Here is a 20257-nt window from a genome sequence, read left to right as displayed (position 1 = left end):
TATCTTAATTGTGCATACAATACCAATAATAGAGACAAGATTACAATAAAAAAAATGCCGGAATCCACCCATAATTTAGGTGGAACCGGCACTTTTTTTATTTTCTACTCTTCATGATAATCTAGATTTTTAACCGTAAATTGATCAATGGTTTCACCGTCAGATGTAATAGTTGTGATGGTGATTTGATCTTTGTCCACTTTGGCTTGTAAGGAAACGGCGATGTTTTCCATGTTGACAAAGTCAAATTTTTCATCTGCCACAGCATCATAGTGTTTTTTACCGGTTGTCCCGGCGACCACGTAGACCGTTCCGTGCGGATCTTCTTTTCCGCCTTTAATCTTTTTTGTTCTGCCGTAGGAATGATCATGGCCGGAGAACACGATATCAATCCCTAGTTCATCGACGACTGGCGGCAGTTTTTGTTTCATGATTTCATTCCCGCCAAACGGATTTGTGAAATAAGGTGGTTTGTGTGTCACAAGGATTTTCCAAGGCTTGCTGGAATGTTTAACATCCTGTTTCAGCCATTCCAACTGCTTGTTCAGAACAACGGTATTATCTGTATAGCCTAATACGCTAATGTGCATGTTATTGTAATCAACCGAATAGGTCCCGCCTTTGTCTGCCTCAGGTCCATTTTTAGGCGAGTTAAAGATGGCTTTTGCCAGCTGACCATTCGCATCCCCCATGTATTCATGATTTCCCAGGGCTGCAACAAGATCGGTAGACCGGATGTTATTGTATTGGCTTAGGATTTTTAAGGTATCATCCCATTGTTTGAATTTTGCGGCTTCATCAACCAAATCGCCGACATGGATCATGAACGATAAGTCTTTTTTATCGAGATCCCCAAGTATTTTCGTAAAGTCACTTAAATCAGCAGGCGATTGCGTGTCACCTAAAACGGCAAATTCAAAGCTCTGCTTTCTGCTTAATGTGGTGAACTCTTGCAGCTCTGACCATATCTCTCCATCTCCAACTCGATACACATAGGTTGTCCCTTGCTGTAATTTCTTTACACTTACTTCATTTACGCGGACGATTCCATTTTTCACGGGATCTTGCTCACCGGAGAAGACTTGATTACTGGATGATCCAGTGATTGTTTCTAGTTGCTTCTCACCTTTTTTGTCAAAATCCTTTTTTCGTGCAAATTGAATAACAGCCTTATCTTTCGCTAAAGGGCTCGACATCCAGGTGAAAGCTTTTTCTTTATAAGGATCACCTGTTGGTGTAGAAATAATGTTTTTTATTTCAGTCGCAGCAGCAAGCGGCGGATAGGTCTGGGTGTTCACTTTAAACGAATACTTCCCATCCTTGACAGCATATAAAGCGATTTTCTTCACTTCATTTGTGATGCTATCGACGCGAAGAGTTCCTTTTACATCTGTTTTTCCTAGGAGAACGGGGGCATTGCTGCCATCTATGACGGCAAAAATTTCCGCTTCACTCATTACTTCATTTTTAGTTGTTTTCACTGTCATAACAGCTGGCTTTCCAATTAAAATTGGCTCTACCGTTAAATTAAAAGCACCATTTACTTCAACACTGGATGGTTTCATTGAATACGTTGAAACGAAGTTTTCTTCTTTTGGCATCGAGTAGATTAAACTAGCTTCCACCATTTCATACGTTACCTTGCTGCCTTCTTTTGTCGATTCAGGAATTTGAATCTGAATCGTTGCAGCATCAGAGGTGGCTGCCGTTTCGCCGCTATTCACTAGATTCAATGTTAGAATTCCAGTTTTGGCATCATAGCTTGAGGTACTTGTACTAAACCCATTTGAAAAAGTAACATCTTCCACTGGGAAGTTTTTATCTACTTGCAGTTTAAGAGTAGAGCCTGAGATCTCAGATGGATTAGTAACTTTCACTACTAGGTCAAGTACATCGCCCAGCAAAGCTTGTTCTTGTTTTTTGACTAATTCAATCTTTGTAGAACCTGTGTTTACCGTAAAATAGACCGATTTAATGGCTTGGTTTCCGAATTTATCAGGGACCATGAGCGTTACCTGATGTGTTCCATCCGCCCATTTTAACCCGCTTAATGAGACGGTTCCATCCATATCAAATGAATAATGACCTTCTGACTTGGAGTAGTCTTTGCCATCTACGAAAATTCTAATTTTTTCCCAATCAATTCCCGTTTTAAAAGGGTCGTCTTCATATTCATTCACGCTTGCTTTCAGGTCGACCGCATTTGTCGTGAAATCTTTCCCGTCAATGTTAATCGATTGAATCACCGGTGGATATAAGTCATCGACTTTTTCGCCATATACGGCACGAATATTGTCAATATAGATAGCGCCTTTTGTCATCGGTCCGGTGATTCCTGATTTCGTCGACATTAATCTTATTGCTTGTGTCCCCGATAATTTGAACGGGCCAGTAAAGGAAGCTGGTATTTCTGCCTCGATGTATTTCCAGCCCGTCCAATCGATCCCTGGTATTTCTTGAGTGAGATTAATCGTTTGAATTTTGCCGTTTCCGTCAACTATGTTCATTCTCAGCCAATAACCTTGTGCTTCCGGAGTTCCGTACACCCACATTCCAATGCTTGAGGGATTGTCCGGAATCGCGATGTCCGACCCAGGCCCTGCATAGGCCCCGAGGGTGGTTCCTGTTTGTGCGCTCGTTAAATCAAAATCCAGTTTTAATGACTGGTTGCCAAATCTGACTGGTGCCGGATATTCCGCTAAGATAAGTGCTGCTTTTTCACCACGGCCGACAACGGATGATTTCCAGCCACCGAGCCCTGCTTCAAAATCAAATAAGACTTCAGGAAGTTTTCCAACAGAAACTTTGATTTGTGCTGTAAGGCTTGTGCCCTTCAGGCGAGCCGTGATATTCCCTGATACCGTTTTGTCTCCAGTACGGAGCATACCAGATTCATCAATGGAGCCCATTCCTTCAGGGATGTCAAACTCGATATCTTGAGCGTTCCAGTGTACATTTCTCTTTTGAAATTTTGTGATTAAGTTTAAATCGGTCTCACTGTTTTTAGCTGCGGTTAGCTCCGCTCCGGTAAAATGCATCTCATCAGGCTGGGCAATTTCGATGATACTTTTTCCAACCTCATTTCCTTGATCATTCAAGATGATTTCTAACTGACCTGTTTTCCCATTTGATAAAAACTTTCCATTTCCATTGATGGTGCCGAACGATTCATCCGACAATTTCCATGTTAGACCGGATGCTGGCAAAGCAGCTGAAGCCATCGATTTGTCTCTTCCCTTAGCAGTGAAGACAACCGTTGAACCCGGTGTAAAGGATTGGTCATATGGTTCAATATGAGCCGAATCGAAAAGATGATCGGATGGTGCTTTTGAGACAATTAGCCAAGAGTTGGCTACACTTCTTTCAGTACGGTCAGAAGGTTGATTGTCTACTTCAAGTTTATCGCCGCCCAATTCCCGGGTGGTGAAGGTAGAGGACCCGCCGCCATCAAGGTTAAGTGCAGTTACTGCCCCTAAATCTATCATTAGTTGTGCTAAATCAGGCATGGAGATTCCGCTTGAATATGGCTCCTGTCTTCCGTCGACAACGACAAAAAATACATCGCCATCTGCTTTAATTCCAACTGCTGTACGGGGTTCTTTATCAGCTCCTGTTTGTGGAGTTTGATAGATTTGGCCATTTTTTACGAGGATGGCATTTCCGCCCAGCGCTTCTTGCAATTGATCTTTCATTCCTTCATATACAGTTGCGTCACCAATGACAGCTTCGCCGGATTTTTTGATACCGAAGAATTTATGTGCTGCTGCATTCTGAGCTTTCACTGCTTGTCCATCTTTATAAACGATGCCGAGTGGTTCACCTGTGGCCATATTATAAAAATCGGCATTCACGGCGGCTACTACTTGATGATTTTCGCTATTTGCTGCGCTGGCTTGCTGTCTAACAGGCTGCAGGCCAAATGCTGTTCCGTCATTGGGTGTACCTGCTTCAATAGATACATTAGGATTATGTACATCCACATCGACTACAAAACTCTCAATCTTTTTACCGTCTTTTCCTTCAAAGCTGTAGTGCTTTTCCAATACACCTGGAGCAAGACTGGCTCGATATTCATTGATGGGTGTTTGGATTAAGGGTGAACTTAAGTTAAAGCCCCCCAAAGCTGATGTAAGACTAGGGGAAATCATACTACTTGCTATTGCAATTGACAGGGTGATCGGTAAGAGCCTTTTTTTCCAATTTCTCCTCATATGTACCTCCCAAAATTTTAGTAACATCGGCAAATTGTTACCCGTTATTCCAATTACCGACGTTGATTCCATAATATTGTAAGAATGTTAACCTATTATTAATTTTAGGTTAAGAATATTCAGAATTAAATAGGGTGAATGTCATAGGTAAAATGAAGTGCTCCTAGAGGTAAAAGCGACCGTGAAAACACTTAAGCTATCGAGGTAGGATAAAGATTTTCTCATGATTCAAAAAAAATAATTTTCCCTTGACTCTTACGTGACGTAACGGTTTATAGTGAAGATACCGGTAAAAATCTTCGCGAAATAAGGGGGTGGTTATTTTAGTTTCAGGTAAGAAGAAATGGAAGACAGGGGAACTTGCAAAGTTAACAGGTTTAACGATTCGGACCTTGCGGTATTATGACCAAATTAAATTGTTCTCACCGTCAGGCTATTCAGAATCAGGATATCGCCTATATAACGCCACAGATCTTTCGCGGTTACAGCAAATTCTTAGTCTAAAAGATTTAGGATTAACGCTAGAGGAAATTAAATCGATCCTGGCCGACGATACGTATAACCCTATTGAAGTGGTGACTCTTCAAATAGAACGTTTAAGAGAAAATATAAGAGTTCAACAGAAGCTGTTAAAAGATTTACAAAATGTATCTGAGATTTTGCAAACGAAAGAGACATTGACGGTTCAAGATTTTACAAATTCAATTGGAATGATGAAAAAAAGTCATGAAAATTATTTTTACGGGCGCCAAAAGAATATGGAGCGCCAATTTGATCGACTTGGCGAATTCCTTTCTAATCATCCGTCCCACCAAAAAAGGAGGAAGTGAGAATGAAAAAACACTTTGCAACACACGATACCTTTGTTATTGAAAAGGTGTATAATTTCACACCTGAAGTGGTATTCGCTGCATGGGCGGCCCCAGAGCTTAAAGCAAAATGGTTCACTGAAGCGGATGAGTTTGATTTTCGAGTGGGTGGACAAGAGATAAATCATGGCGGCCCTCCAGGAGGTCCTGTTTACACATTTAAGGCTCACTATCAGGAGATCATTCCTGACCACCGTATTGTCTATTCTTACACCATGGATCTCGATGAAACGCGGATTTCCGTTTCTGTAGCTACGGTCGAGTTTAAACAAATTGATGAAGGAACACACTTGATTTTTACCGAGCAAGGCGCATTCCTAGACGGCCATGATACAGCTGCAGTTCGTGAGCACGGGACAAGTATTTTGCTGGATCAGCTTGGTGAACAGTTGAAAAATAATCAAGAGTTAAGAGTATCCTCTGGGGTATCGAAGATTATTAACTCTCCTGAGCCAATCTCTGATCGCGAGATTGTCAACAAACGTATCTTCAATGTGCCACGTGAAATCATGTTCAAAGCATTCAGTGACCCGAATCATTTGGAAAAATGGTGGGGACCCAAGGGCTTTACTAATACGTTTCATGAGTTCGATATGCGACCAAACGGTATTTGGCGTTTCATTATGCATGGACCCAATGGTGTAGATTATGAGAATAAATCCATCTTTTCCGAAATAATTGAACCTGAAAAGATTGTTATCCACCATCTGGGGCCAATCCATGAATTTTTATTAACCATTACATTTGCTGAGAAAGAAGGCAAAACCGAACTTATATGGCAAATGCTCCACAAATCAGTTAATCAATGCGAAAAAGTGAGAAGTTTCTGTTACGAAGCCAATGAACAGAACTTTGATCGACTTGAGGGGGAATTGACTAAAATGGTTAACGGATTGCAACACTAATTTAATTTTATTAAAATAGGCGCTAACATAGAAATTTTACTTATTCAGCTAAAGGGCGCAATTCTACAGCAAGAGTTGTGATCTTTCTTTAGGTTAAGGGCCAGATTGTTGAATAAAGATAAAATTGGCTCTCCCCTTTTTTAAGGAGCGAGCCGATTTTTTATTATGACTTATATTTGTAATTCAAATTGCTTTGAATATAGATGTGCATACGCTCCATCGCGTGCTAGTAACTCATTGTGCGAGCCTTGTTCAACAATACCGTCCTCCGTTAATACGACAATTCGTTCTGCACTGCGGATCGTGGAAAGGCGATGGGCAATGACGATGGTTGTACGTCCTTTTGCTAACATTTCTAGTGATTCTTTGACAATGCTTTCACTCTCGTTATCTAGTGCACTCGTTGCTTCATCTAAAATAAGAACAGGTGGATTCTTTAAGAATACGCGGGCGATACTTAGTCGCTGCTTTTGCCCCCCAGACAGTTTGACACCTCGTTGTCCTATCTCGGAGTCGTACCCGTTTGGCAAGCTCATGATAAAATCATGGGCATTGGCGTGCTTTGCTGCCACAATAATTTCTTCATCGCTCGCTGCTGGATTTCCATAGCGGATATTTTCCATCACCGTTCCCGCAAAGAGGTAGACATCTTGCTGTACAATTCCGATTGTTTTTCTTAATGACTGTAGGTCGATATCACGGACGTTGATTCCATCTAGTAACACGTCCCCATCTGTTACATCATAAAAGCGGGGGATGAGCGAGCATAATGTTGTTTTTCCCGCACCAGACGGACCCACTAACGCAACGTACTCTCCAGGTTGTATAGTAAGTGACAAATTTACGAAGACATCGTCTAAATGGTCTTCATAGCGGAAGGAAACTTGCTGAAACGCAATTTCACCCAGTACCTTTGGCATGATCATGGCATTCGATTTGTTATCGATTGCCGGTTTCAGATTCATGATTTCCATAAAGCGCTGAAAGCCCGTAATTCCTTCTTGGAACAATGTGCTCATTTGGGTTATCCGTTGAATCGGTTCCACCATAAAGCCGATATACAATAAAAAAGTGATCAAATCAGCTAAATCTAATGTTTGGTTGACGATACTAGCACTGCCGAAGATGATCACCGTAATCGTAATCAGTTGAATAAACGTTTCAACACCATTGAAAAAGTACGCTTCAGCTTTGTAGGTATTCTTTCGGCTATCAAGGAAACGATTATTTTCTCGGTTAAACTTATCGATCTCTATGAGTTCGTTCGTAAACGATTTAACGACGCGGATTCCCGATAGACTATCTTCTACCTGTGCGTTTACGTCCGCGATGCGCTCTTTATTTCTTCTTAGTGCTCTGTTCAGCATCTTATTAAAATACAAGGAGAAGACACCTAAGAATGGTAAAAAACAGAAAACGGCGATAGTTAATGGAGCGTTAATAAAGAACAAAATGATAAACGCTCCAATAAATCGGATGAGATATTTAAGGTAGTCTTCTGGACCGTGATGGTACAGCTCAGAAAGCTGTAGCAAGTCGTTTGTTAATCGCGACATGAGCTGACCTGTCTTTTCCTTATCGTAAAATCTAAAGGAAAGCTTTTGCATATGCGCGAACAGCTCGCTGCGCAAATCCCTTTCCATACGAGCTCCGATTTCATGTCCTTTGTAGTCTACAAAGTAGTTCCCGATATTCTGGATCGCTACTAAAACAAGCATTAGCCCGCCAATCCAATACACTTCGCTTAGCGCAGTGGACAAGTCTCCTTCAAGAACATCTTTCGTAATATAGCGAACGAGCAACGGAAATACCAAAGTCAAAACAGATACAATAAAGGCACATGCCAATACCGAAAGAAACAAACTTAAATACGGTTTATAATATGAGAAAAATTTTTTTACTGGAAAACGCATAATTTACCCCTTTTTCGTGTTATTGAAATAAAATAAACACTTATAAGGGGGTACACCGTTTACATTTAAGAAAGTGTTCCACCCTTATATGTTTGTACGGTTTGATTCATCATGCTTTTCATGTATTTGGCCTCCTTGTTGGTTAATACTTCCATTGTAAACGATTTTATGTTGGTGTGAACAGCATATCTCAGTAATTTTTCTTATTTGTTTATGACGTTTTTTTCATTGGAATAATATTATTATCTAATTGTTGCTTTTTGCTTTTTTTTCGATAAACGATTTTAGACAATGTAACACTAAATTCATATAAAACCAATAGTGGTACGAGAACTAATATTTGTGACATAAAGTCAGGTGGAGTTATGACAGCAGCTAGAATGGTTAGTAAAAAGTAAGATATTTTTCTAGCTTTAGATAAAAGCATTGGATTAATGACACCAATTGAGGTAAGGAACATAGCAATGAGCGGTATTTCAAACACCAATCCAAGCGGCAGTGTTAAGTTTATGATGAATTTAAAATACTTTTCGGCCGTAAAGATGGTTTCAAACTGGCCTTTAGATAAGGATAATAAAAAGTTAAGAACCATTGGATACACGACAAAATAACCGAATGAAAGCCCTGTTAGAAACAAAGCAAAAAATCCTGGAATGTAGGCTAATGTTATTTTTCGTTCTTTTTTCGTTAGTCCTGGTTTTACAAATAACCACGTTTGATGCGCAGCAATCGGGATGGTAAGTGCGAACGCACTCACACCTGAAATCATAAAATATATACTAAGGATTTCAGTTGGTCCTAATACTGCTAACTCACGATTAAGATCACGAATAAGCCAATCATAGATTTCCTGCACAAAAATGAATGATCCAAATAAAAAAACGATAAAAGTGAGTAATGTAATGATTATTCGCTTTCTTAATTCCCCAAGGTGATAAACAATCGTTAACTCTTGATTTTTCATATTAGGCTCTCCCTTTTTCCTTTTAGAAATAAGAGGAAGATGTAAGCTTTGAACTTACATCTTCGACACTTTTACTTAGAATCACCACGATCTTCTTTTTCCTCTGACATAATATCCTTTGCTGAGCTTTTAAATTCTCTTAATGTATTACCAAATGCACGCCCAATTTCAGGTAACTTAGATGGCCCAAATATGATAAGAGCAATAATTAATATTAAAATTAGCCCTGGTATTCCTATATTTTGTAACATGTTGTTCCCTCCCTATTTAAATTATGGATACGGATAAGATAAACAACATTTATCCTTTCACCGCTTTTTCCTTTTTTCCATTATTTAATGGTAAAGGATCCATACTTTGATCGTTCGCTGTTAAATCAATTCCATAGTCCTTAGCGAAAACCATATGGGTTTCTACAAGAACACCTTCTTTATTTTCATCTAAATTGAATACTCTCGCCCCACGAAGTCTGTTTCGATCGGCTCCAGAAAGACCGTACGTTCCAAAACCTGTGCTGCCAGAATATCCAAGCAAAATTCCATAATAGTTGCCACAGTAGGTATTTACATGATCATGTCCGCAGAAAACGCCCTTAACGTCCCCTCTGTCTAACATGGCTGAAAACAAACCGCCGTTAACCGGTCCCGGACATTCGTCTTCATTTCTTTCTCCTACTATATTATGTTTTGTCATTGCTAGATCATGGTTAGCTTTTGTTCTACTATCAACACTTCCATACCACATAAAACGATGTTCCCATAGAGGGATATGAATGAATACAAGTGAAGGCACTTTAAAACCGTATTGATTCTCAAGCTTTTTGGATTGCTCATAATACCAATTAACTTGATTAAAACGAAGCCAGTCCCAAGTAGGGTACCCTTTAAAATCCTGTCCGGCAATTTGTGCTGGTGCATATCTTCCACTATCAAGAAGCCAAAGGTTGAATGCGGCATTATTGCCTTTAGAATTTTTTATTAAAAGGTTCATGTTACCTGTTCCGGTTAGGCCTTTTTCTCCAAGTTCATTCATATTATATTTGTAATTCATATAGAACTTCAGCATGTCATTCTCATACATTCCACTTTGGGGTGAAGAATCTTCATCATGATTTCCAAATGTAACTGCCCATTTGACACCTCTTTGTTCCATTGGTTGAGCAAGATTATTTAATGCTTGTTTCATCTCTAATTCGTTATCACAGCCACTTGTAATATTGTCACCGTTAAGAACAACAAAATCCGGCTTCTCTGAGTCAAGAACTTTCTCCATAAGTTCAAGTGTCCTGCGATCAATTCGTTCATCATCTTGAGTGTCGTTAAATTGTACAACTTTATACTTTCCATCGGAGTTAAATTGCAGCTTAGGATTTTCTAATTTTTCAGCATGTACATTTTTAGTAAATAAATCTCCCGGCAATCCAGTAGACGCAAGTGTTAACGCAAGCGTACTCATGCCTCCTATTTTCATAAAACTCCTTCTGTCTAACCCTTTGTTTAGATCCTGATTACTCATAAAAATTACCTCCAAATTTTTAAAAAATAATAGAGCCTAGCAATCGAAAAGAGTAAAAATAGGGGAAAAAGCATTATACAGTTTCGTGTACAAGCAGAACTGCCGCAATTGTCCCCGTAATCTACTATTCCATCGTAGAACAAAAATATTGATAGATTATTAATTATGCTAGGAAGGTAAGTAAAGAAAACAAAGAGAAAACAGAAAACAATAAGCCAAAGAAAACGACACAAATAGCCTTTCTAAGTAAAATATTCAGATTATTTATAGTAGAAAAGATAGATGAAAAAGATGCTTTTTGATTTTGTTTTATTTTCTATTTTTGATTAATTTACAAAACTTAATATATTCTTAGGCATTTTGTTATATTCAGTTCTTATAATTGGTTTAAATAAAACCAAATTCAAATGATCGAGGCATTAGGAGGATAGTATGAATAAGGATTTAATGACAGAAAGGTATAGAGTAATAATTAGAGAGCTTGATATAAAAAATAAAATTAATGTAATGGATTTAGCAATAAAATTAAACGTAACACCAGAAACGATTCGAAAAGATTTAAGCGCGCTTGAGGAGAAAAAGAAATTACGCAGAATTCACGGTGGGGCTATTCGATCTTTTGGTTTTATTAAAGAACCTCATTTTAATAAAAAAATCGGCCTCTCTCATAATCAAAAGAAAATGATAGGGGAAGCTGCGGCAACTTTCATTATGGATGGAGAAACGATTGCTCTAGATGTAGGATCAACAACCTTACATATTGCAAGTTCAATTAATCATGTAAAAAATATCACGATTGTGACCAACTCATTAGCAGCAGCTGAAATCTTAAATAATCGATTAGAAAGCCAACTATTTGATGGCAAAGTAATCGTACTTGGAGGAACAACTAATCCACTGCAACGTTCAATCAGTGGACCATTAACCAATCAGTTATTAGAACAGTTTTATTTTGATAAAGCGTTTATTTCATGTGGAGGAATTAGCAAAGATGGAATATGCGATTTCAATATAGATGAAGCAACTGCATCTACCATTATGATGAAAAGATCAAGAAATGTTTATGTTGTAACTGATTCTTCCAAAATTAATCAGCAGGCTCTTTTTCATATAGGGTCATTCTCATCAATTGATTGTGTTATTACAGATCAAGAAATGCCCGCTGATTGGTCTAAAGACGCTATGATTAGAAATCTAAAATGGATTAAAGCAGGTGACATGAATTAGTCCCTCTTATGAATTGACTCTATTGTTAAATTACTTCGTTAATCCCGGTGCCTGTCACGCCCCGATAGGTACCGACTATTTTCCTAGATAAAATTGGTGAACTTTAAGCACTCAGTTAGCTTGATAAACTCCAAATTACCACAAAACTTCGGCATGCCTTGATAGAGTTTTTTCAACTAAGAAATAATCTTTCTGAAGAATGTTTGAATCTACTTTTAAGGGCGATTTGCATAAAATTAACAAAAATTTATGAGTTTTGTTGTGAAATTTTGCAAATTTGTGTTATTTTAGTAAAATTAAATAATACTAAATAACTAAAGTCGGTGAAAATATTGTTAGCTTATGAACGCCATGAAAACATCATGGAATGCTTGCGAAAAAATAAATTAGTAAAGGTATCTTCGATCACAAAAATGTTAGGAGTATCTACTGAAACAGTCCGCAGGGATTTTGAATATCTCGAGAAAGAAGGATATTTAAGAAGGATCCGTGGAGGCGCGGTCTTAGATAATGTTAACAGTACAGAAATGAATTTCTCATTACGGGAAACCAAGAATATTGAGGAAAAAAAGGAAATAGCAAAAATTGCTGCACAATATGTTACAGAAGGCCAATCTATTGCTTTAGATGTCAGCACAACCAATACCGAATTCGCGAAGGAATTAAAAAGCAGATTTCAAAGACTAACAATTTTAACAAATTCCTTAATCATTGCCAATGAACTTTCAGAAATGCCTCATTACACAATATTGCTGCCCGGTGGAGTACTTAGAAATGAAGAATTATGTCTAGTAGGTTCTATGGCGGAAGAATTTTTTGAAGGATTTCACATTGATACGTTTTTTATGAGCATTAGCGGTATTTCCTTAACGGAAGGGCTGACGGATTATGGGTTAGGTGAATACCAAGTGAAAAAGAAAATGCTTGAGAATTCTCAAAGCTGCATTGTGTTAGCGGATAGCAGCAAATTTGATGTTGCATCTTTATTGAAAGTCTGTCACTTTGAAAAGATTGAACGTATTATTTCTGATTCAAAGCTATCTGAAAAAATACGACAGAAATATAATAAAGAAGGTATTGATATCGTGAATAAGTTAATTCTTGAGGAAAAGTGACTGTCTACTTTTCCTCTTTTTATTTGGTTTTTATATAAAATTAACTGAATACCTTATTACTCCATCTCTCCTTAAATTTCAAGTTGAAAAATTGATTATTTACTATTTTTGACAAGGTTCAAAAATTCACCATAAGAGCAAATTTGTGTAATTGTTTCATTTCGTGCTATTCACGATAAAAACAACAATAATTTACACATTATTTACAGTAAATCAATAAATTTTAAGTATTATTAATTTGCGTAAGTGGTAATTTGTGTGAAAATGTTACATTTCGTGCTGTTTGGGGGTGCGTATCAATTGTCGTTTATTCCAATTCAATGTGGGAAACACGACGGTTCTAACTTGGTGAAAATTACAGTCCGTTAGTAAAAAGATTTGAATTTGTGGGATTAAAGGTACTTTGTTTGATGAATATGGTACATTATTACAATTTTATTCTACATCATTAAATGCTCTGTTTCTTGAAATTGAAATTACCTAATCTATCATCTGAGAGGAGTAGTACTAATGAAAAACGATAAATTGAACCATGAAGCAGAAAAATCGTTACGCGATAATCTTTTAAATAAGGCGATGGATCGACGGACCTTTTTGGAGGGGACAACTAAAATTGCTGGAGCTGCTTTAGGATTAGCTCTAGTAAATTCGTTAACTAGTATACCTGTGAGTGCAGCATCTAGCTCTTCTGTTTTTCATTCACTTGGCAATAAACCAGATTTAGTTTTTCCGGTAATAAGTGATGTACATATTAATTATAATAGTGATGGTACTTTGGAAAAGTTGGTTACTACTCTAGAACAGTTAAATAAAGTTGTTCCGAAGCAAGATGCTTTTGTGGTAGTTGGAGATTTAACGGATTATGGAATTGCATCAGAATATGATAAGTTTATGTCTGCTTATAATGTGAGAAAACAGCCACAAGCTGTTTCTATGTTTGCGATTGGAAACCATGACTATTGGAATGGCTTATCGGTAGCAGATGCTCAAAAACGTTTCCTAGAGAAAACGGGGATGGAATCCATTTACTATCATAAGATAATCAAAGGATATCATTTTATCATTCTTTATACTGAAGATGGTACCACAGAGGGTACCTTCTCAGTAAAACAAATTGAATGGCTAGGTGAGCAATTAAGGCTAGCAAATGATGATGATCCGAAAAAACCGATTTTTGTCTTTCATCATCAGCCTATTAAAGGAACCATCTATGGAAGCGAATGGGGCTTCAATCAAAATAGAGATCTTTTTTACGATACGTTGAAAAAATATCCGCAAGTAATCTCTTTTTCTGGTCATACTCACTATCCGTTAGATGACCCTAGAATTATACACCAAAAAGATTTTACTTCTATTGGGACTTCAACAGGTGCCTATTTATGGCTTGATAGCGGAAGAATCCAAGGAGAAGTGCCTGAAGATGCCGCTATCCTTAATCAAGCTCTGATTGTAGAGGTTCATAATAACAAAGTAATTATTAAACGCCGTGATATTCATAACGATGACTGGACAGGTGAGCCATTCGAAATCAGCTACCCGGCTAATAAGCATAATTTTAAATACATAGAAGATAGAGACAAAAAGGCACCTTTCTTTACAAATGATGCGATGCTTTCCGTTGTTAATGAAAAAACGACAGTTACCGGTTTAGCCATAATGTTTACTCAAGCTAAAGACAATCTTCTTGTACATGACTATAAAGTGGTAGCAAGAAATGTTGAAACAAACGAAGTAGCGAAAGAATTTCTTGCTTTCTCAGAGTTCTATAAAGATCCTGTACCAAATCCATTAACAGTGCAAATTGACGAATTGAAGCCAAACACAACATACGAGATTGAAGTGCATGCCCTTGATGCATACGAAAATGTAAGTAAAAGCTCTTTAAAAGTATTAGGGAAAACGCTGGACGGTGTAGTAGAAGAAGTAACGATTAGCTTATCTAAAAATGTTTTAAATGGAGTAGAAGATACGGTTGAAGTTACGGTAGAAAATGCTAGAAATCCAAAAAGTGATTGGATCGGTTTATATGAAATAAATGAAACACCGGGACCAATCGCGTCAATATGGTGGATGTACACTCAAGTAAAAGATGGAATCTGTAAATTTACTTATAATCCAAAAAATAATAGTTATCCAGGAAGATACAAAGAAGGTTCTACGTATAAATTAATTTATTTCTATGGTAGTGGCTACGATGAAGTTGCATCAACAACATTCACCGTTGGCAGTAAACAAAACTAGAAATGAATGAAGATCCTATAACATTTTGCTGTTGATAAAAATAGAATCATTTATTAGGGAGGAAACACCATGTTTCAAAATATCGGAGTACCAGGATTAATATTAATTCTTATCATTGCTCTAATCATATTCGGTCCATCTAAGCTGCCTGAAATTGGACGTGCTTTCGGTAACACACTTAGAGAATTTAAACACTCTGCTAAGGATTTAATGTCAGATGGAAAAGAAGAAAAGGAGAAAACTAAGTAAACTAAACCGGGCTATATTAAAAAGCACAATATTGATATTTGCACCCTGTTGATTGGAGCGGAAGGCGGCGAAGACTCCTGCGGGAGCAGTGGGACAGGTGAGATCCCGCAGGCGTTTACGCCGAGGAGGCTCACCGCCCACCCCTAAGGTCCGCGAAGCCGCCTGGAGCGGAAATCAACAGACCTTATTGAACCAGCCAATAACTAAAAGAAGAGGGGGCTACCAAAGGTCAGTTACCTGACTTTTTTATAATAAAACAAAACTCCCCGATAGGAGCACTTTTGGGAGTGGCTGCTACAGAATTTCCACCAATTGCGACTTATCCAAATAGCGCCCATTGGATACCTTTTTGAAGATTAAATAGTAGAAACGGGTTCCAATAGCGCCCATTGGATACCTTTTGCAAGATTAAATAGTAGGAACGGGTTCCAATAGCGTCTATTGGATACCTTTTGCAAGATTAAATAGTAGAAACGGGTTCCAAAAGCGCCCATTGGATACCTTTTGCAAGATTAAATAGTAGGAACGGGTTCCAATAGCGCCAATTGGATACCTTTTGCAAGATTAAATAGTAGAAACGGGTTCCAATAGCGCCCATTGGATACCTTTTACAAGATAATTTAGTAGAAACGGGTTCCAATAGCGCCAATTGGATACCTTTTTGAAGATTATTTAGTAGAAACGGGTTCCAATAAGCTTTATTGAGTACCCTTTTCTTCTTATAGTCGCTTTTCCACCAAATGTGCCAAGCTAATGGTACAGCTCGGCTGAAGAATGATTATTGTAGGGTTTTGCCATGGGAATCGAGGGTCCTCTCGAAATGGGTTATCAGCAGCATGTCACCTATCAACATTGTCTAAAACAGAACAAATACGCACCAGGCTGGTTAAACACGTTCAAGCTTTTTAAATGGTCTAGGAGGTAATTCAACACGGATGGTATCACCTGGTTTCACTTCTCCACTCTGTAATATAACTCCCATTATTCCTGCTTTACTTATTAGATTTCCGTCTGAATCCTTATCCAAAACAGCCTTTAAAAGACCCTGTTTAAAATTATCAATTTGAGCACAAGGATTGCGTAAGCCTGTTACTTTAATAATTGCAGACGCACCTATAAATAATATCGTGTCAGTAGGTAATTCAAGAAGATTTATTCCGACAGTTGTTATATTTTCACCCATTTGCCCAGGTTTAATATTAAAACGGTCTACTAACTCTTCGAATAACTCATTTTGAATTAAATGCACTTGTCTTAGGTTCGGCTGGTTTGGATTTTGTGCCACTCTTGATCGATGTTTAACCGTTGAACCAAAGTGTGCATCGCCTTCGACCCCAAAACCCTTCAATAATTTTATAATCTCTTGATTTTCTTTACTAAACGTATGCTTCTTACTTAAACTAACCGCTATGACTGTTCCTAAAATTGAACACTCTTTTTTCTCATCAACCATCAATCCTCACAGCCTTCCCTTTTTAAACTCCCTGTTTGTCCATATTCGATAAAGGTTTAATTATTCCTTCTTCTACTAACTGCATGGCTAGTTGAAGAACAAATATTTAGAGATGTTAAACTACCTTTCAAAATTTGATTATATTGATAAAAGGTCTGAGCATAAGTTAGATATACTTAATAAAAGAAGTGTGGAAGCACTAGCAAAGGTTTATGGGTCAACCAAGGAGCTTTCCGCTGCCTATCAGGATTTTTATTTAAAATAAACTATAAGAGATCAGCCCCACATTAGGCTGATCTCGTTTGTTTTGTAACAATCTTAAGAGTAGATATGCTGCCCTGGATTAGAATAAGAATAGAAAAGCCAAATAGCTAATAAAATCCAAAATAAATTAATAGCAATTCCAATAATGCTACAAATAAATCCGGATGTTGCAAGTCCTCTACCATTCTCATTTAAATTCTCAATTTCCCTTATTCCTATTCTAGATATTACAAGTCCAATAATACCAAGGACTATTCCAAATGTAGGTATTACAATTGAAAGAATTCCAAGTATTAAAGAAATTACCGATTTCGTATTTGTCCGAGCATTCCCAGCCATAAACTCTCACCCTATTCATAAATTTCCTATTCTGCTTTATATTATCAGGCAAAGGTAGTTCGCTAACAAATACTATCGTTCGACATTTAATGACACTTGTTTTCGAATAAAAAGTACCCCGAAGGCTAATGAAATTATTAATTGAGTGACATATTGCAAAAATTGGAATAGTTTGAAATAATTTAGTGGAACATTGATTAATTGGGGGATAAAGAATGGGATACATTAAAATCTGCTGGTTGTTTATAATTTTCACCTTGTTGTTAACGGGGTGCACAGGTGTAGAAAAAGAAAAACCGTCATCAATTGGGAAAATAACTATTGCGCCATATAACATGAGTGAAAAAGAAAGTTTGCTCATTAGTAAAACAGGTGTAGATGAAATTGGTTTTTTTAAGTTTGCAGGCGATTTGAAGGGAGATAATGATTTACAATTTGCCGTGGAGTTATATGAAAACGGAAAGCTTAAAGAAGTGTTGCTAGCCACTTCGAATGAACCGAAAGCAAAATTTAAAGACAGCCTCATTTCTTTTGGAATAAGTAAAATCTTAGATGAAGACCATACTTTAAAACTGACAGCTGGTACACCTACTGGGCTAAATACAGCAATTTATCCAACCAAAATGAAAGTGACAACTTCTTCTTTCATTAAGCTAGTAGGCGAAAAAGTTACTTTAGAGAAAAATAAACCAATTTATTTTGCAGCATGGCTAGGAACTACTAAAAATGGACTGCGTTCTGTTGGAAGCGAAAAGGGGGAACTACCCACGGGTATTGAAGATGCTGAGATTGCACTTGTATACAGAGTTTTGTGGACCGATATGTATAAGAAATAACTTCTTTTTTAATATCCTTCTGGCGAAATAATAATACTAATTGCACTAACGGAAAGATATTACGGTATTTAAGTATATTGGATAGTATTGAATTAAAATTTCTTTAGGGGGAAGAAAAATGAAAAAAGGAAGAATATTAATTTTGGTTGGCTTACTCTTATTAATGGTAGGAGTATATGTTCAAACTTTTTTATCAACTCATTGGTTTATAATCGGCACATTAATTGCATTATTAGGACTTTTTTTAACCGCGATTAGCTTATATCTGCCTAAGTCTAATGGAGGTGCAGGAATAAAACTTAAAATAACAAATGTCTTAGGCTGGGTAATTTTTATATTTTGGAGTTTAAGTGTGTACTTTTTTAAAGATGAACTATCTATAATTACGACTGGGTTTGGTGGACTTATTTGTCTGATTACTGGTATGACGTTAATATTATATAGAGGTAAGAAAGGATAAGACAAACATTAAATAATAGGTATATCGTACTTAGTTTATGAAGTGTTGTTCTTCAGCTAAAGGAGTGCATTACTGGAACAACTGCAATGCTTTTCTTCTTCAAATAACGGGACAGTTAAGTTGAATAAGTGGATATTGCAAGGGCTTTCGTAGGGAGAGGGGGGATTGGTTTATGGTCATTAAGAATAAAAAAATTCTTTATGTTGTTTTAGTAATCATAGTACTTATTTTAATAACATTTATATTAAACGCAACGAAGAGAGAGTATGGTAATGATGAAGAATCCATTTTAAAGGTGATTAGATCAATTGACGGATATAACTCTCAATCTATAACAATAGTAGAAATTAAAGATATAAAAAATGAACGGGTTGTTCCGTTTTTAATAAATAATAATCCTGGTTATATTCAGTTTTCCAAGAATAAAAGAGGGAACTATGAATGGAATCATATTGAGAAGACGGAAAATCAGTCCTTCGCTTCGTTCTTGGTGCATCTCAAAGGTGAGGAGTTACCTAATTTAAAGTTTTTGTTCGTGACTAATGAAGATAATGAGATTGCAAAAGTGGAATTATCCGTGAACGGCCAAGTCTTTAAAAACGAATTAAAAGTACACGAAAGTTCAGTAGCGTGGATTGATTTGCCTAAACAAAAATCTGGGGAATATAAGTATAAGTTATATGATGAAAATGGGAATTTAATAAAAGAATAGAAAAAGGTTTATAGGTCTTATTTAGACAAAGGATTTCATTGGTTCTTGAACTAACGACATAGGCGGTTTAGATTGGGTGGTATTGTATTAAAACTCAATAAACAAATTCTTGAGGGGAGAAGAAAAATGAAAATAGGAGGTATATTATTTTGGATTGGCTTACTCTTATTTTTGATAGGGGTTTATTTTTACGCCTCATTTCATTGGTTTATTAAAGGCGCATTATTTCAAATATTCGGATTCTCTTTAATCGCGATTAGCTTTTACTTACCTGAGTCTAATGGAGGTAGAGGAATAAAACCTAACAAAATAAATTTCTTAGGATGGTTAATTATTTTATTTTGGATTATAAGTCTGATCTTCTTTAAAAAAGAACTTTTTACGACTGGGGTAGGTGGATTTATTTGTATGGTTATTGGTTACTCGTTAGCAAACTATAAAGGTAAAAAGGACTAGATAATCATTAGTTATGTAATTCTCCTTTGTGGAAAATTTACAAATTATAAATATAAAATTTACTATTGTGAAATAGTGGACTAAAAATAAATGGTGCTTATCTTAATATAGGTAAGTAGAGGGGTGTCTAAAACGAAAACAATCCTGCAAGCATTTATTTGTTCAATTGTTATTCATTTAGTCTATATAGTCGGAATGATGCTAGTTAGTTATATAAAAACAAAAAACTACAAAACAGAAATTACAAGTGCGTGGGAAAAAGCAGAGACCCTTCAAAATGAGGTTGTTTTTGGTAAGGTTACTTCCCCTTATCTTTATTTATTAACAATTATTAGCATAACATTGATTTGCGGAATAATAATATTTTCATATAAAAAGTTGTTGCACTAAGGGCGATTCGTTATTATTGGCGAATCGTTTTTTCTTATTCGACTGTAAGCCCGAAATATAAAAAAATAGCGCACCCTTACGGTGCGCACGATGAATAGCCAACCCTCTGAAATTTTTTTCGGATTGTTGGCTATTTTG

The 20257-nt window shown here is 36.9% G+C and carries 17 protein-coding genes; 10 read left to right on the top strand and 7 right to left on the bottom strand.

Features of this window, described 5'->3' with window-relative positions:
• Positions 1–104 precede the first annotated feature (104 nt).
• Positions 105–4211 (bottom strand): phosphodiester glycosidase family protein, encoded by a 4107-nt coding sequence (locus ACIQCO_RS25190; protein WP_400434481.1) that lies wholly within the window; start codon positions 4209–4211, stop codon positions 105–107.
• A 314-nt stretch (positions 4212–4525) separates the two neighbouring features.
• Here ACIQCO_RS25190 and ACIQCO_RS25185 point away from each other — a divergent pair, with 314 nt between their 5' ends.
• Positions 4526–5041: a MerR family transcriptional regulator gene (locus ACIQCO_RS25185; RefSeq protein ID WP_400434479.1), complete on the top strand. Its 516-nt coding sequence runs from the start codon at positions 4526–4528 to the stop codon at positions 5039–5041.
• 2 nt (positions 5042–5043) lie between these two features.
• Positions 5044–5985, top strand: coding sequence for an SRPBCC family protein (locus tag ACIQCO_RS25180; protein ID WP_400434477.1), 942 nt, complete (start codon positions 5044–5046; stop codon positions 5983–5985).
• A gap of 170 nt (positions 5986–6155) precedes the next feature.
• Here ACIQCO_RS25180 and ACIQCO_RS25175 read toward each other — a convergent pair whose 3' ends face one another.
• The 4 genes from ACIQCO_RS25175 to ACIQCO_RS25160 form a co-directional block, all read right to left on the bottom strand.
• A complete protein-coding gene (locus tag ACIQCO_RS25175; protein ID WP_400434475.1) occupies positions 6156–7898 on the bottom strand; it encodes an ABC transporter ATP-binding protein in 1743 nt (580 codons plus the stop codon).
• A 211-nt stretch (positions 7899–8109) separates the two neighbouring features.
• Positions 8110–8862, bottom strand: coding sequence for a twin-arginine translocase subunit TatC (gene tatC / locus ACIQCO_RS25170; protein ID WP_400434473.1), 753 nt, complete (start codon positions 8860–8862; stop codon positions 8110–8112).
• A gap of 71 nt (positions 8863–8933) precedes the next feature.
• Complete coding sequence (gene tatA / locus ACIQCO_RS25165; protein WP_400434471.1) at positions 8934–9113, bottom strand: twin-arginine translocase TatA/TatE family subunit; 180 nt, start codon at positions 9111–9113, stop codon at positions 8934–8936.
• Positions 9114–9162: 49 nt separating this feature from the next.
• Positions 9163–10377 (bottom strand): metallophosphoesterase family protein, encoded by a 1215-nt coding sequence (locus ACIQCO_RS25160; RefSeq protein WP_400434469.1) that lies wholly within the window; start codon positions 10375–10377, stop codon positions 9163–9165.
• A gap of 432 nt (positions 10378–10809) precedes the next feature.
• On the opposite strand from ACIQCO_RS25160, the gene ACIQCO_RS25155 reads away from it, so the two are divergent.
• The 4 genes from ACIQCO_RS25155 to ACIQCO_RS25140 all read left to right on the top strand — a co-directional run bounded on the left by ACIQCO_RS25155 (position 10810) and on the right by ACIQCO_RS25140 (position 15209).
• Positions 10810–11604 carry a DeoR/GlpR family DNA-binding transcription regulator gene (locus ACIQCO_RS25155; protein WP_400434467.1) on the top strand — a complete coding sequence of 265 codons (795 nt, stop codon included), beginning with the start codon at positions 10810–10812 and terminating at the stop codon, positions 11602–11604.
• Between the two features lie 323 nt (positions 11605–11927).
• Positions 11928–12719 (top strand): DeoR/GlpR family DNA-binding transcription regulator, encoded by a 792-nt coding sequence (locus ACIQCO_RS25150; protein WP_400434465.1) that lies wholly within the window; start codon positions 11928–11930, stop codon positions 12717–12719.
• Positions 12720–13229: 510 nt separating this feature from the next.
• A complete protein-coding gene (locus ACIQCO_RS25145; protein WP_400434463.1) occupies positions 13230–14960 on the top strand; it encodes a metallophosphoesterase family protein in 1731 nt (576 codons plus the stop codon).
• Between the two features lie 69 nt (positions 14961–15029).
• Positions 15030–15209 (top strand): twin-arginine translocase TatA/TatE family subunit, encoded by a 180-nt coding sequence (locus ACIQCO_RS25140; protein ID WP_400434461.1) that lies wholly within the window; start codon positions 15030–15032, stop codon positions 15207–15209.
• 886 nt (positions 15210–16095) lie between these two features.
• On the opposite strand, the gene ACIQCO_RS25135 is transcribed toward ACIQCO_RS25140, so the two are convergent.
• Both ACIQCO_RS25135 and ACIQCO_RS25130 read right to left on the bottom strand, forming a co-directional pair.
• Positions 16096–16662, bottom strand: coding sequence for an MOSC domain-containing protein (locus ACIQCO_RS25135; RefSeq protein WP_400434459.1), 567 nt, complete (start codon positions 16660–16662; stop codon positions 16096–16098).
• Positions 16663–16980: 318 nt separating this feature from the next.
• A complete protein-coding gene (locus ACIQCO_RS25130; protein WP_400434457.1) occupies positions 16981–17265 on the bottom strand; it encodes a DUF4190 domain-containing protein in 285 nt (94 codons plus the stop codon).
• Positions 17266–17480: 215 nt separating this feature from the next.
• On the opposite strand from ACIQCO_RS25130, the gene ACIQCO_RS25125 reads away from it, so the two are divergent.
• The 4 genes from ACIQCO_RS25125 to ACIQCO_RS25110 all read left to right on the top strand — a co-directional run bounded on the left by ACIQCO_RS25125 (position 17481) and on the right by ACIQCO_RS25110 (position 19729).
• Positions 17481–18101, top strand: coding sequence for a hypothetical protein (locus tag ACIQCO_RS25125; RefSeq protein WP_400434455.1), 621 nt, complete (start codon positions 17481–17483; stop codon positions 18099–18101).
• A 118-nt stretch (positions 18102–18219) separates the two neighbouring features.
• Positions 18220–18561: a hypothetical protein gene (locus tag ACIQCO_RS25120; protein WP_400434453.1), complete on the top strand. Its 342-nt coding sequence runs from the start codon at positions 18220–18222 to the stop codon at positions 18559–18561.
• A 172-nt stretch (positions 18562–18733) separates the two neighbouring features.
• Positions 18734–19273, top strand: coding sequence for a hypothetical protein (locus ACIQCO_RS25115; protein ID WP_400434451.1), 540 nt, complete (start codon positions 18734–18736; stop codon positions 19271–19273).
• Positions 19274–19345: 72 nt separating this feature from the next.
• Positions 19346–19729, top strand: coding sequence for a hypothetical protein (locus ACIQCO_RS25110; protein ID WP_400434449.1), 384 nt, complete (start codon positions 19346–19348; stop codon positions 19727–19729).
• Positions 19730–20257: the final 528 nt, after the last annotated feature.

The organism is Neobacillus sp. NPDC093127 (assembly GCF_044754175.1).
In the GTDB taxonomy this organism is placed as follows: domain Bacteria; phylum Bacillota; class Bacilli; order Bacillales; family Cytobacillaceae; genus Neobacillus.
The sequence above is the reverse complement of the archived record's forward strand: the minus strand, read 5'-3'. Positions and strand labels throughout refer to the sequence as shown.

Excerpts from the sequence above, each read along its gene's own strand:
- ACIQCO_RS25120 (WP_400434453.1), top strand. The coding sequence starts at position 18,220 with ATGAAAAAAGGAAGAATATTAATTTTGGTTGGCTTACTCTTATTAATG.
- ACIQCO_RS25175 (WP_400434475.1), bottom strand. The coding sequence starts at position 7,898 with ATGCGTTTTCCAGTAAAAAAATTTTTCTCATATTATAAACCGTATTTA.
- ACIQCO_RS25125 (WP_400434455.1), top strand. The coding sequence starts at position 17,481 with ATGGGATACATTAAAATCTGCTGGTTGTTTATAATTTTCACCTTGTTG.
- ACIQCO_RS25135 (WP_400434459.1), bottom strand. The coding sequence starts at position 16,662 with ATGGTTGATGAGAAAAAAGAGTGTTCAATTTTAGGAACAGTCATAGCG.
- ACIQCO_RS25115 (WP_400434451.1), top strand. The coding sequence starts at position 18,734 with ATGGTCATTAAGAATAAAAAAATTCTTTATGTTGTTTTAGTAATCATA.
- tatC (WP_400434473.1), bottom strand. The coding sequence starts at position 8,862 with ATGAAAAATCAAGAGTTAACGATTGTTTATCACCTTGGGGAATTAAGA.
- ACIQCO_RS25155 (WP_400434467.1), top strand. The coding sequence starts at position 10,810 with ATGAATAAGGATTTAATGACAGAAAGGTATAGAGTAATAATTAGAGAG.
- ACIQCO_RS25190 (WP_400434481.1), bottom strand. The coding sequence starts at position 4,211 with ATGAGGAGAAATTGGAAAAAAAGGCTCTTACCGATCACCCTGTCAATT.
- ACIQCO_RS25160 (WP_400434469.1), bottom strand. The coding sequence starts at position 10,377 with ATGAGTAATCAGGATCTAAACAAAGGGTTAGACAGAAGGAGTTTTATG.
- ACIQCO_RS25180 (WP_400434477.1), top strand. The coding sequence starts at position 5,044 with ATGAAAAAACACTTTGCAACACACGATACCTTTGTTATTGAAAAGGTG.
- tatA (WP_400434471.1), bottom strand. The coding sequence starts at position 9,113 with ATGTTACAAAATATAGGAATACCAGGGCTAATTTTAATATTAATTATT.
- ACIQCO_RS25130 (WP_400434457.1), bottom strand. The coding sequence starts at position 17,265 with ATGGCTGGGAATGCTCGGACAAATACGAAATCGGTAATTTCTTTAATA.
- ACIQCO_RS25140 (WP_400434461.1), top strand. The coding sequence starts at position 15,030 with ATGTTTCAAAATATCGGAGTACCAGGATTAATATTAATTCTTATCATT.
- ACIQCO_RS25145 (WP_400434463.1), top strand. The coding sequence starts at position 13,230 with ATGAAAAACGATAAATTGAACCATGAAGCAGAAAAATCGTTACGCGAT.